Source organism: Neobacillus sp. 19 (assembly GCF_049463095.1).
Lineage (GTDB): Bacteria > Bacillota > Bacilli > Bacillales > Cytobacillaceae > Neobacillus.
Window position 1 is genome coordinate 54,446 of the sequence record NZ_JBMPZU010000084.1, and the last position, 13,670, is coordinate 68,115.

10 protein-coding genes and 3 pseudogenes are annotated in these 13,670 nt (G+C 43.0%); all 13 read right to left on the bottom strand.

Features of this window, described 5'->3' with window-relative positions:
* Positions 1–21: 21 nt before the first annotated feature.
* Positions 22–651 carry an orotate phosphoribosyltransferase gene (gene pyrE, locus ACO1D1_RS24560; protein WP_423337466.1) on the bottom strand — a complete coding sequence of 210 codons (630 nt, stop codon included), beginning with the start codon at positions 649–651 and terminating at the stop codon, positions 22–24.
* Between the two features lie 4 nt (positions 652–655).
* Entirely contained in the window at positions 656–1,363 is a 708-nt protein-coding gene (gene pyrF, locus ACO1D1_RS24565) for an orotidine-5'-phosphate decarboxylase (RefSeq protein ID WP_423337467.1), read from the bottom strand.
* Complete coding sequence (locus ACO1D1_RS24570) at positions 1,335–2,276, bottom strand: dihydroorotate dehydrogenase (protein WP_423337468.1); 942 nt, start codon at positions 2,274–2,276, stop codon at positions 1,335–1,337. Before ACO1D1_RS24570 ends, pyrF begins: the two co-directional genes overlap by 29 nt.
* Positions 2,273–3,046 carry a dihydroorotate dehydrogenase electron transfer subunit gene (locus tag ACO1D1_RS24575; protein ID WP_423337469.1) on the bottom strand — a complete coding sequence of 258 codons (774 nt, stop codon included), beginning with the start codon at positions 3,044–3,046 and terminating at the stop codon, positions 2,273–2,275. Before ACO1D1_RS24575 ends, ACO1D1_RS24570 begins: the two co-directional genes overlap by 4 nt.
* Positions 3,043–6,250 (bottom strand): annotated as a pseudogene (carB, locus tag ACO1D1_RS24580) (carbamoyl-phosphate synthase large subunit). The gene ACO1D1_RS24575 and the pseudogene carB overlap by 4 nt, the downstream one beginning before the upstream one ends.
* Entirely contained in the window at positions 6,229–7,335 is a 1,107-nt protein-coding gene (locus ACO1D1_RS24585; protein WP_149869532.1) for a carbamoyl phosphate synthase small subunit, read from the bottom strand. The pseudogene carB and the gene ACO1D1_RS24585 overlap by 22 nt, the downstream one beginning before the upstream one ends.
* Positions 7,332–8,617, bottom strand: a pseudogene (locus ACO1D1_RS24590) (dihydroorotase). Before ACO1D1_RS24590 ends, ACO1D1_RS24585 begins: the two are co-directional and overlap by 4 nt.
* On the bottom strand, positions 8,577–9,521 hold the full coding sequence (locus tag ACO1D1_RS24595; protein ID WP_149869530.1) for an aspartate carbamoyltransferase catalytic subunit: 945 nt from the start codon (positions 9,519–9,521) through the stop codon (positions 8,577–8,579). Before ACO1D1_RS24595 ends, ACO1D1_RS24590 begins: the two are co-directional and overlap by 41 nt.
* A gap of 152 nt (positions 9,522–9,673) precedes the next feature.
* On the bottom strand, positions 9,674–10,981 hold the full coding sequence (locus ACO1D1_RS24600) for a solute carrier family 23 protein (RefSeq protein ID WP_423337470.1): 1,308 nt from the start codon (positions 10,979–10,981) through the stop codon (positions 9,674–9,676).
* A gap of 171 nt (positions 10,982–11,152) precedes the next feature.
* A pseudogene (pyrR, locus tag ACO1D1_RS24605) lies at positions 11,153–11,696 on the bottom strand (bifunctional pyr operon transcriptional regulator/uracil phosphoribosyltransferase PyrR).
* 177 nt (positions 11,697–11,873) lie between these two features.
* Positions 11,874–12,785: an RluA family pseudouridine synthase gene (locus ACO1D1_RS24610; protein ID WP_423337471.1), complete on the bottom strand. Its 912-nt coding sequence runs from the start codon at positions 12,783–12,785 to the stop codon at positions 11,874–11,876.
* Positions 12,757–13,248 (bottom strand): signal peptidase II, encoded by a 492-nt coding sequence (lspA, locus tag ACO1D1_RS24615; protein WP_149869526.1) that lies wholly within the window; start codon positions 13,246–13,248, stop codon positions 12,757–12,759. Before lspA ends, ACO1D1_RS24610 begins: the two co-directional genes overlap by 29 nt.
* An 88-nt stretch (positions 13,249–13,336) precedes the next feature.
* Entirely contained in the window at positions 13,337–13,621 is a 285-nt protein-coding gene (locus tag ACO1D1_RS24620; RefSeq protein WP_149869525.1) for a hypothetical protein, read from the bottom strand.
* Positions 13,622–13,670 lie beyond the last annotated feature (49 nt).

The following is a 13,670-nucleotide window of genomic DNA, read 5'->3' on the forward strand; positions in this document are numbered from 1 at the left end:
ATTTATCAGCGAATCAGTTTCTTAGAACTGTTTGCTCCATTCAGAAGGATCTTTCCGCCACAATAATAGACTTTCCTGATCATCTGCGCCCGCATACCCCTTTGAGATGGCCACTTCTATTAAGGTTGGAAAATCAGTAAGTGAAAAACTCTTAATTTCTTCACCTTGCAGCAATTCTTTTCCCTTCTCTAACCCATATGTAAAAATAGATACTACTCCAAGCACTTCACAGCCAGCTTCCCTTAAAGCTTGTACCGCTGTGATGACACTGCCCCCTGTTGAAATAAGGTCTTCCACAACGACAACCTTTTGACCCTGTTCCACTTTGCCTTCAATCTGGTTTCCCTTGCCATGGCCTTTTGCTTTCGAGCGGACATAGCACATTGGCAGATCCATGAGTTCGCTGACCCAGGCAGCATGCGGAATTCCTGCTGTAGCCGTTCCAGCAATGACTTCTGTTTCCGGAAAGTTTTCTTCGATAAGAGTTTGCAATCCTGCTGCAATTTCTTTTCTTACTGCAGGGAACGATAAAGTTAGGCGATTATCACAATAAATTGGTGATCTAAGACCCGATGTCCAAGTAAATGGTTCTCTTGGACTTAATGCCACGGCATTGATATCTAATAATTTTTCAGCTATTTTCTGTTTCATGATGTTAACCCCTCCATGCATTTATCCATTGTTTATAGCTTTTCACTGGGTCCGTTGACCGAGTAATCGAACGTCCAACTACAATCGAACTGACACCTGCATCTCTTGCAAATTGAGGTGTAGCCACGCGTTTTTGGTCTCCAACCTGGTCAGACTCCATTCTGATTCCCGGGCATACCGTTAAAAATTCGCTGCCAGTTTGAGCATGTATGGCTGCAGATTCCCATGCAGAGCATACAACCCCGTCTAAACCTGCATCTTTTGAAAGCGCGGCATAATGCAGGACTGATTCATTCAACGAGACAGATATAAGCTGCTCTTTATTCATTTGCTCCTGAGAAGTGCTCGTCAATTGTGTAACGGCGATGCAATATGGACGTTTTTGTCCTGCCGCCGTTCCTGCATCTAATCCCTCTACCGCTGCTTCCATCATTTCTTTACCGCCGGCCGCATGAACATTGACTAAGTCGCACTCAAGTCGTGCCAGTCCCTTCATAGCACTTTTCACGGTGTTCGGAATATCATGCAGCTTTAAATCGAGAAAAATCTGATGTCCCTTTTCTTTTAATTGATGAATAATAGAAGGGCCTTCCTGGTAAAAAAGCTCCATGCCTACCTTCAAAAAAAGTTTTCGATCGTCAAACGGTGTCAAGAAACGTTCAATTTCACTTTTGTTCGCAAAATCAAGCGCGATGATAAGTGAGTTGTCCATGCTCCTTCCCACTCCTTCCCTTGCATTCACTGATATGTTCAAACCCTAATTTTTCTAAAAGCTCCGGCAGTTCTTCAATAATGGTTGGGCAGACAAATGGATCGACGAAGTTTGCTGTTCCCACTGCGACGGCACTTGCCCCCGCATAAAAATACTCAATGACATCCTCCGCTGATTGCACACCGCCCATCCCAATAATTGGGAGAGAAACGGCTTGGCTAACCTCATAAATCATCCGAATGGCCACTGGCTTAATTGCCGGGCCGGAAAGGCCGCCAGTTCTGTTGGCTAAAATCGGCCTTCCTGTTTTTAAATCTAATTTCATTCCGACCAATGTATTGATCATCGTCAGTCCATCTGCACCGCCCTCTTCCACAGCCTTTGCCATCTCGACAATATTTGTGACATTCGGGGAAAGCTTAACATAAACCGGAACTTCGGACACCTCTTTTACACTTTTGGTCAATTGCTTGGCCACCTCAGGAATCGTTCCAAATGCGATTCCGCCTGTTTTTACATTCGGACAGGAAATATTTAATTCTAAGGCCTGAACATTCGCTGCCTTCGATATTTCACGCGCTACCTCAATATAGTCTTCTTCTGTGGAACCGGCAACATTCGCAATGATCGGGACATCATATTGCGCAAGCCATGGCAATTCCTCGGATACAACCTTTTTTAATCCGGGATTTTGCAGACCAATGGCATTAAGCATTCCAGCATCCGTTTCCGCCACCCTAGGGGTAGGATTTCCAAATCTCGGTTCAACGGTTGTCGCTTTTATCATGATAGCACCAAGCCTGCTCAAATCATAAAATTGACTATATTCACGGCCAAATCCAAAACAACCCGATGCCGGCATAATCGGATTTTTTAGGTTTAATCCAGGTAATGCAACATTTAGTCGATTCATATTACTACCTCCCCGGCACGGAAAACAGGGCCGTCACTGCAAACTTTTTTATAGGATAATCCTGTTGGATCATCTGCCTTGTGGCAGACGCAGGCAAAGCAGGCGCCAATGCCGCAGCCCATTCGTTCTTCTAATGATAAAAACATCTTTTTAGCTGAGTATTGTTGTTCAAGTGCCCTTAACATCGGAGTCGGGCCGCAGGCATAAATACAATCAAACTGTAAATTTTTCATTACATCTGTTACAAACCCTTTTGTTCCATAGGTTCCGTCAACCGTGGCCACGTATGTTTCACCATTTTGTAAAAATTCCCGTTCGTAGAAAACAGCTGATTCCGTTTGAAACCCGAGAACGTGTATAACTTTTACCCCTTTAGCAATTAACTGCTTGGATAGTTCATAAAGAGGCGGTACACCAATTCCTCCACCCACTAACAGTGCGGTTTCCCCAAATTCCATTTCTTCAACTGGAAAGCCGTTTCCTAATGGACCAAGAATATCAAGTTCTATTCCTGGTACCATTTCCGCAAGTTTGGTAGTCCCTTTGCCTTCCCTGCGATAAATCATGGTAAACTGCTGTTTCTCGGAATTAAACGATGAAATGCTGATCGGTCTCCTAAGCAGCGGGTCCAAAGCACTCGCAACCCGAATATGGACAAATTGCCCCGGAGCTTTGATTTGACTTACAAATTCTGCTTTCACCGTTAATTCAAAAATATCTTCAGCAATTTCTGTTTGGCTGATAATGGAGCAAAATTCTTTTTGAATCATACAAGGACCGCCTCCTTAATTGCTGCACCCATCGCTTCTGCGGAAAAATTCATCGACTCAACCACTTTTAATATAGCATCTGCTGTGTCTAATGATGTTAAGCATGGAACCCCATTCTCAACCGCTTCCCGACGGATTCTAAATCCATCTCTCTCAGGCTGTTTTCCTTTTGTCAGCGTATTAATGATGAGTTGGACTTCACCGTGCTGAATGACATCCAATAGTGTTTGGCCTTCCGAACCAATTTTTCCTACGACCTTCACTTTCAAACCGGCAGATTCCAACACAGATGCTGTGCCGCTTGTTGCCATTAAACGGTAGCCATTTGCGGCAAACCTTACCGCCAGTTTTAATGCTTCTTCCCTTCTCTTTGTCTGCAACAGTAAACAACACTGTGCCAAACTTTTGTATATTCATCCCAGAGGCAATTAAACCTTTATAAAGTGCCTTTTCTAGGGTGTGATCCTTGCCCATTACCTCACCAGTTGATTTCATCTCCGGTCCTAATGTGATGTCCACACTTTTCAACTTAGCAAATGAAAATACTGGGACCTTGACATACACACCATTTTTTTCTGGAACAAGTCCAGGCTGATACCCTTGCTTAACAATTGATATCCCGAGAATCGCCTTTGTCGCAATTTTCGCCATCGGTACATTGGTGATTTTACTCAAAAAAGGAACTGTTCGACTGGATCGTGGATTAACCTCCAGAACGAATACTTGATTGTCTGATAATACATACTGAATATTTAATAGTCCGATAATGTTTAACCCTCTTGCCAATTTTTCTGTATACTCTACAAGAGTTTGTTTCACATTCTCTGAGAGCGTCTGCGGCGGATAGACGGCGATTGAATCACCGGAGTGGACGCCGGCTCGTTCAATATGCTCCATGATCCCAGGAATCAAAACATTTTCACCATCACAAATGGCATCTACCTCGATTTCCTTCCCTGTTAAGTATCTGTCAATCAAGACCGGATGTTCGGGATTAATTTTAACGGCATTTTCCATATAATGCAGTAATTCTTCCCGATAGTAGACAATCTCCATCGCCCGGCCGCCAAGAACATATGAAGGACGGACTAGAACCGGATAACCAATTTCATTGGCAATAACAATGGCTTCTTCAACAGATAATGCTGTTTTTCCAAGCGGCATTGGAATATTAATCTGCCCCAAAGCCTGTTCAAATTTATCCCGATCTTCCGCACGGTCTAAATCTGCTAAACTAGTTCCAAGTATTTTCACTCCATGGTCAACCAGATCTGCAGCAAGATTGATAGCTGTCTGTCCGCCAAATTGAACAACCACACCGATAGGCTTTTCTAATTCGATAATAGCCATTACGTCCTCAACAGTCAGCGGCTCAAAATAGAGCTTATCAGAAATACTGAAGTCAGTTGAGACAGTTTCGGGGTTGTTGTTGATGATAATAGCCTCATAGCCCGCTTCTTTTATCGCTTTTACAGAATGGACAGTGGCGTAATCAAATTCAATCCCCTGACCGATTCGGATCGGACCTGAGCCCAGTACAATCACACTACTTTTGCTGGTCACGACTGATTCATTTTCCTCTTCATAGGTGCCATAGTAATAAGGCGTTTCACTTTCAAATTCAGCGGCACATGTATCAACCATTTTGTAAACTGGCATGATTCCCATTTCTTTGCGTAACTGATAGATGTCCGTCTCTAACCGATCCCATAGCACAGCAATTTTTTTATCAGAAAATCCCTTTTGCTTTGCCTCTTTTAGCAGTTCGCTGTCAAATGGGCGGGCTGCCAGCTTTGCCTCAAGCTCAACAATCCCCTCCATTTTCTTCAAAAAGAACAAATCAATTTTACTCCATTCGTGAATGGTTTCAATTGTTGTACCCCGCTTTAAGCTTTCGGCAATATAAAAGAGTCGCTCATCACCTGCTTTTTGAATTCGTTTTTCCAGTAATTCATCGTCAATGCTTTCCGCACCATTTAATTCGAAATGATGAACCCCTGCCTCAAGGGAACGAATTGCTTTTAACAGTGACTCTTCAAACGTCCGGCCGATGGCCATAACTTCCCCTGTTGCCTTCATTTGCGTTCCAAGCGAACGATTTCCGGATTCAAATTTATCAAATGGCCAGCGTGGGATTTTGGTAACGATGTAGTCGAGCGCCGGTTCGAAGCAAGCATACGTTTTTCCTGTTACGGGATTAAGCATTTCATCGAGTGTTAAACCAACAGCAATTTTTGCAGCCAGTTTTGCGATTGGATAACCTGTCGCCTTCGACGCAAGGGCGGATGAGCGGCTTACCCGTGGGTTTACCTCGATAATATAGTAGTTAAAGCTATCTGGGTCTAAGGCGAGCTGAACATTACAGCCTCCTTCAATTCCGAGAGCACGAATAATTTTGAGCGATACATTTCTTAGCAGTTGGTATTCCCGGTCACTTAAGGTTTGACTTGGAGCAACAACAATGGAATCGCCAGTATGGACGCCAACCGGATCGATATTTTCCATGTTACATACCACAATCGCATTATCGGCACCATCACGCATCACTTCATATTCAATTTCCTTGAAGCCTGCGATACTTTTTTCAAGTAAGCATTGATGTACGGGGCTATTTTTCAATCCACTCGTTACAATTTCCTCTAATTCCTCTTCATTTCGGCAAATGCCTCCGCCTGTTCCGCCAAGAGTAAAAGCCGGACGGACAATGACCGGGAAGCCAATTTTACTAACAAAAGCGATTGCTTCCGACAATTCATGGATGATTTCACTATCAGGAACTGGCTCATTTAATTCATTCATTAAGCTGCGGAAAAGCTCTCGGTCTTCTGCTTGATTAATTGCTGCTAGCTTTGTGCCTAATATTTCAACTTCGCACTCCTCTAGCACTCCTGACTTTGCAAGCTCTACAGCAAGGTTCAAACCAGTTTGGCCGCCAAGTGTTGCAACCATTGCATCAGGACGTTCCTTACGAATGATTCGGCTGACAAACTCGACTGTTAATGGCTCAATATAGACAGCATCTGCCATCTCAGTATCGGTCATAATTGTTGCCGGATTAGAGTTTACGAGGATGACACGGTAGCCCTCCTCCTTCAGGGCGATACACGCCTGTGTGCCCGCATAATCAAATTCCGCGGCCTGACCAATCACAATTGGTCCTGATCCAATCACTAAAATGGAGTTTATATCTGTACGTTTTGGCATGTTGCTGTTCCCTCCTGTTTTTCAGCTTCAATCATGGCTAGGAATTGTTCAAATAATCCGTTTGCATCTTCTGGCCCCGGGGAAGCCTCTGGGTGATATTGAACAGTAAAAGCCGAATAATCTAAATGTTTTAGGCCTTCGATTGTTCCATCGTTCAATGCTGTATGAGTTACCGCTAATCTGGTTTGATGTAAAGATTCTGTTTCTACTGTGTATCCATGGTTTTGCGAAGTAATCGCAATTTTACCTGATGCCAGCTCCTTGACAGGATGATTGGAACCGCGATGACCAAATTTCATTCTTACCGTATTGGCACCGCAAGCGAGGGCAAATAATTGATGTCCAAGACAGATTCCAAATATCGGGATCAGCCCCAGTACTTGTTTGATCATATGAATCGCTTCTGGGACATCCTTTGGGTCCCCAGGTCCATTTGAAAGCATGATTCCATCTGGCCGCAATTGCAGGATTTCATCAGCCGTTGTGTGGTATGGGACAACAACAACATCACAGCCGCGCTTATTTAGTTCTCGTAAAATACCATGCTTCATACCAAAATCAACGAGGACAATTCGTTTCCCACGGCCTGGGCTTGGATACGAATTTTTTGTCGAAACGGTTCTGACTTGGTCAATCGGCAGTCTTGTCTGCTTTAATCTTGTGACAACCTCGTATGGGTCCCGGTCAATACTGCAAATCGCCCCTTTTAATGTTCCATATTGACGGATAATCCTTGTTAATTTTCTTGTATCAATCCCGGAAATTCCGGGGATTTTTTTCATTTTAAAATATTCATCAAGCGTAAACTCACTGCGCCAATTGGAAGGAAAATCAGTCACTTCTTTCACAATAAAGCCTTTGACAGCTGGGATGATTGATTCAAAATCATCACGGTTGATGCCGTAATTTCCGATTAGCGGATAGGTAAGCATAACAATCTGCCCGCAATAGGAAGGATCCGAGAGAATTTCCTGATAACCAGTCATCCCGGTATTAAAGACGACTTCGCCAATTGTATCCATATGACTGCCAAATCCGTCTCCGATAAATACTGTCCCATCTTCTAAAATTAGTTGTGCTTTCATGCTGTTTCACATCCCTTTTCCCAAACTATCTTCCCGTCTGCGATTGTCATCTCCGGCCAGCCTTTACATTTCCAACCTGTAAATGGGGTATTTTTTCCCTTGGAAAGAAATTCGCTTGGATCAATTTCTCTTTCTTCAGCTAGATTTAAGAGGACAAGGTCGGCTGGTGCACCTACTTCAATTTTCCCAAATGGTAGGGCAAAGCTTTCGGCTGGTTTCTTTGTTAGATAGCCGATTAACTCTTCAAGCGAAATAATATTTTTTAACACTAAATGTGTATAAAGGAGCGGGAATGCCGTCTCTAATCCGACAATTCCGAACGGTGCCAATTCCATTCCTTCACTTTTTTCTTCAAGTGTGTGTGGTGCATGGTCTGTGGCAATGAAATCAATAGTTCCATCAAGCAGACCTTCGATTAGTGCAACATGATCAGCTGCATCCCTTAGCGGCGGATTCATTTTATAATTGGCATCAAGACCCGGAATATCGTCTTGCGTTAATAATAGGTGGTGCGGGGTAACTTCCGCCGTAACATGAATGCCTGCCTGCTTGGCATCCCTGATTACACGGACAGACTCTTTCGTACTGACATGACAAACATGATAATGACAGCCTGCTGCCTCAGCCAGCAATACATCCCGCGCTATTTGGACTGATTCACAAACAGAAGGAATGCCATTTAACTTGTTTTGTTCTGCAAAAGAACCTTGATGGACACAGCCCTTATTAATAAGGCTGTTTTCTTCACAATGAGCAACAATTGTCATATTAAGTGCAGCAGCCTTTTGCATCGCCTCAAGCATCATGCTCGCTGTTTGCACCCCTACTCCGTCATCGGTAAAGGCAAATGCCCCAGCATCTTTCAATGCCTCAAAATCTGTTAATTCCTGACCAAGCAGCCTCGTCGTGATGGAGGCATATGGCAGCACCCGTACATTAGCCGTTTCTCTAATCCGACTTTGCAAGTTCTCCATATGGTTTTTGGTGTCAGGCACCGGTCGGGTGTTTGGCATAGTGGCTACGGTAGTAAATCCGCCTTTTGCCGCGGCCATTGTTCCGGTTGCGATGGTTTCTTTTTTCTCCCCGCCTGGTTCGCGGAGGTGGACATGTAAGTCGATAAATCCCGGGAGACTGTCATTCCCGCTGCATCCACTTTATGGTCTGCTGCCGCTTCAATCTTCTTTTCAATTTTTGTAATAATCCCATTTTCTATTAAGATATCTGCCTCGATCCATTGTCCGTTAGATGCTATGTAGTTTGCGTTCTGAATAAGTAATTTCATATTGATTCCCTCCTATTAAACTTTCAATTGACCGTTTTAATGCAGCCATTCTGACATAAACACCGTTTTCCATCTGCTTGAAGATTCTTGAACGTTTGCACTCTACTAGACTATCAGCAATTTCCACATTCCGATTGACTGGAGCGGGATGCATAATAATACTATCGGGCTTCATTTGCTGTTCCCTCTCAAGCGTGAGACCATACTGGCGATGATACTCTGAAGCAGTAAAGCTTCCCTTCTTTTGATGCCGTTCATGCTGGACCCTTAAGAGCATAAACACATCCGCTGTTCTGACGGCTTCATCAATCGGTCTAAATCTTGCTGAATTTAAACTATGGTGGTCAAACCATTCCTCTGGTCCGGAGAACATAACATCTGCTCCAAGCCTTGTTAAGGCATCTGCATTGGACCGTGCCACCCTGCTGTGACTGATGTCCCCAACAATCGCAATTTTTAACCCCTCAAAACCGCCGAATTCCTGTTGGATGGTTAACAAATCGAGAAGCGACTGTGTTGGATGATGCCCGCAGCCATCCCCACCGTTAAGAATGGGGATATTCACCTTGCCGACCAGTTCATCAAAGTAGCGATCCTGCCCGTGACGTATGACAATGGCATTCACTCCAATGGATTCTAATGTCTTTACTGTATCGTAAAGTGTCTCTCCTTTTTGAACACTAGAGGTTTCAACTTCAAATGGAATCACCCCTAAGCCTAACCTTCTTTCCGCTACTTCGAAACTGCATTTGGTTCTAGTACTGGCTTCAAAAAAAAGATTTGCCGTAAACATTTGCTGATCAGGTCTCCAGACCATGCCATCCGAAAATCTTTTTGCATCCTCAAGTATTTGATAGATTTCCTCTACCTTCAATTCGTTCGTGGTTAGTAAATGTTGGAGCATCCCTTTTTCCCGCCTTTCTTCTCACATATAAAAAAATGCACCCTAAATCTCCTTTAGGGTGCATGGAATCCTAGCTTAAACCAACTGCATTAGAATGGTTCAAGCATAACACCCTTTCAAGCCTCTCTGGACTTAGTTAAAAGGTTTCTCTATTATGCTGATTTTTGTTTTTTAGTCTCTTCTTCACCAAACATGTCACCCACGGGCTGTCTGCCAGGAAGAATGAGGTTTAACACTACACCTAAAATGGCTGCTAACGCCATTCCCTGGATCTGGATATCTTTAAATGGCAGCTTTAGAACAGCTCCGCCAATTCCGATGATGAGGATGACTGATGCTATCACGAGGTTCCGTTTGTCATCAAAATCAATTTTACTATCGACTAACATTCTTAATCCTGATGAAGCGATTATTCCAAACAGAAGGATAGAAACACCACCCATGACAGGTGTTGGGATGGTTCCAATTAAAGCGGTAATTTTCCCAATAAATCCGAAGATGATCGCTAAAACTGCTGCACCTGCCAGCACATATACACTGTAAACTCGAGTAATAGCGAGAACACCGATATTTTCACCGTAAGTTGTTTTTGGCGGCCCGCCAACCAATGCTGATATAATGGTTGCCGTCCCATCTCCAAGGATTGAACGATGTAAGCCCGGCTCTTTAATATAATCCCGGCCAACCACCTTACTAAGGATTAACTGGTGACCAATATGTTCTGATATGGTCACCACAGCCACAGGCACCATTAACCAGAAAATATCCCAGGTGAATTTCACATTATAACTGACAAATGGGATGACAAATTCCGGCATTTCAAACCAATCTGCTTTCATTACCGGTGCGAAATCAACGATTCCTACGATCAAAGCGTAAATATACCCAACAATAATTCCTGCCAATATCGGGATGATACTTAGAATTTTTTTGGCAAACATGGAGAAAATGATCGTTGCTGCGAGTGTGACAAGTGCTGCTGAGAAATGGACCATACTATATTTTCCCGCAGGATTATTCATTGCCATTCCCACTGCTGTTGGTGCTACTGACAAGCCGATGACAATGATAACCGGACCCACAACAATTGGCGGAAGCAGATTCATAATCCACCGGTACCCTGCTTTACTGATGATTAAGGCAATCATTCCGTATACAAGACCTGCTAAAAAGGTTCCTACCATCGCAGCTCCTGGCCCGCCTGCTTCATTTAGGAGTGTTATGGGGATAATATAAGCAAATGAAGAGCCAAGATAGGCTGGTACCTGCCCTTTCGTTATTAATATAAACGCCAATGTACCTAGTCCGCTCGAAATGAGTGCAATTGCCGGACTTAAGCCGACAAGGTACGGCACAAGGATGGTTGCTCCAAACATGGAGAACAAATGCTGAATGCTTAATGTCAGCCATTGACCAGGTTTCGGAATCTCGTTAACATCTAGGATGGGTTTGTTGTTCATTCTGATCTCCCCTGTTTACTGGTTTATTTTTTTATCTTTCTCTCTTTTTCATAAAAAAACCCTCTTTGTCCGTACAGGGACAAAGAGGGTAAGAAATTGCCGCGCTTAAAAACACTTACGGCTCTTTCCCCTTTGTCAGCCTCACGGGACTGCATTTAAAAGGGATGCTATTTATTTATCAAAGATACTTACTTGATCAAGTTGATCAACCTCAGCTAACTCGACCACAATTTTCTCTTCACTAGATGTCGGAATGTTTTTTCCCACGTAGTCTGCTCTGATCGGCAGTTCGCGATGACCGCGGTCTACTAAAACAGCAAGCTGGATCGCTGATGGACGACCGATATCCATTAATGCATCAAGTCCTGCTCTTACAGTTCTTCCTGTATATAAAACGTCGTCAACAAGAATGACTTTTTTATCATTTATCTTAACTGGTATATCAGAACCTTTTACGAGAGGCTCCTGGTTATCCGTTTTCTTCGATAAATCATCACGATAAAGGGTAATATCTATTTCACCAACCGGAATGGATTTCCCCTCAATGTCAGCAATTTTTGCGGCAAGACGTTCGGCGATATAAATGCCTCTTGTACGAATTCCCACGAGTATGCAATCATCAATACCTTTATTTTTCTCGAATAATTTGATGGGCAATCCTGGTTAACGCCCTCCCGATTGCCTGATCATCAAGGACAAGTGCTTTTTGGTTCATAGTACACCTTCTTTTTTTAAAATAAAAACCTCTCACCGAATGGGCGAGAGGCAGACAAGTTAAAATTCATCAGATATAGTTAGTCCTATATCTTATAACCGTTTCCTTCTCAGCCTCACGGGACCGAATTAAAGGCTTATTAAACTATAGTTAGCTTACTTTAAAATTAGGCTCATGTCAACGATTAATTCGCAGATAATCGAGTAGCCGTTCGAATTCATCTGGAAGCGGTGCTTCAAATTCCATATATTCGGTTGTCCGCGGGTGGGTGAAGCCAAGTACACCTGCATGCAATGCCTGTCCATTAATATCCAATGTCTTTTTCGGTCCATACTTTGGATCGCCGGCGAGCGGGTAGCCGATATATTTCATATGAACACGGATTTGATGGGTTCTGCCTGTTTCTAATTGGCACTCCACAAGAGTAAAGTCTTTAAACCGTTCAATTACATGAAAATGAGTAACAGCGTGTTTTCCATTATCAACCACCGCCATGCTCTGCCTGTCCTTAGTATCGCGGCCAAGCGGGGCATCAATTGTTCCAAAGTCATGTGGAATGACCCCGTGCACAATCGCTTTATATTTCCGGGTAACTGTTTTTGCTACTAATTGATTCACAAGGCTTTCGTGGGCCCTATCATTTTTAGCAACCATCAATAGTCCTGATGTGTCCTTATCAATCCGGTGGACGATACCTGGACGCAGTACACCATTAATACCCGATAAATCCTTACAATGTGCCATTAAGCCATTTACGAGAGTTCCTGTCATATGCCCTGGAGCTGGGTGAACGACCATTCCCCGCGGTTTATTAACGACAAGGACATCTTGATCTTCATAATAAATAGCTAAGTCAAGTTCTTCCGCGATTACATCCAGCTCTTCAGGATCCGGAATGGAAATTTCAATAACATCATTCAAACTGCATTTATAATTGGTTTTGACGGTTTGCCCGCTTACCAGGATATTCCCTTCTTTAATCCATTGCTGGACCTGCGTCCGGGACCATTCCTCGTTGAGTCCGGAAATAACCTTATCGATTCGATCTCCTTTTTGCTCCTCAAGAATGGTGTGTTCCATTTTCTCCATACGTTTTCTCCTTTGTCTCTCTCTCATCACGCAGCATTTGAATCATTAGTAAAATTACACCGATCACAAGTGCAGAATCTGCAATGTTAAAGACCGGAAAATTATAGCTGAAAATATACGTATGAATAAAGTCAACCACTTCTTTACGAAGGACTCGGTCAATAAAATTACCGATCGCGCCTCCCAGCATGAAAGCTAATGATACTCCTAGTAACCATTTGCCCTTCGCTGCTTTGTGCAAATAATACATGATTCCAATAATTACCACAACGGTAATAACATAAAAGAGCCACATCTGGCCTTGAAGAATTCCCCATGCAGCTCCACGATTGCGGTGAGAAGTAATATATAAAACATTATCAATGATGGGTATACTTTCCCCTAAATTCATGTTCTTTACAATTAACCATTTTGTAATCTGATCCAATAAAATAACAAAAATAGCGATTAAGTAATAATACACTAAGAAATACCTCCGCATCACCTAAAGTTACTCTTAGCATTTTAGCATACTTTTTCGCGAAACGACAATGCAACATTCTAAAAATTGCCTAGTAAATCGGTTTTTTGTAGTACATTTCTAAGTATTCTGAATCACGTAAGGATTTTAGGGTAGGAATGGATCGTAATAATTCCTCAGGTAAAAATTCTCCAGAAATTTCACACTGTCCAAAATTCCCACAGGCAAACTTCTCCATAGCTGCATTAATATCTGCAAGCTCCTCTTCTAAAAGGCATGTGAGCCAATCTTCCTTTTGTTTCGATTTTAATGAATTCTCAATCTCTTCTTTCGTTTGACGGAGTTCCAAAAACAGCTTTTCCTGCATGGCATTCATAGTTGTTACCTCCGTTATTAGTTATTTGTCTTATTATCTCCGGCATCGA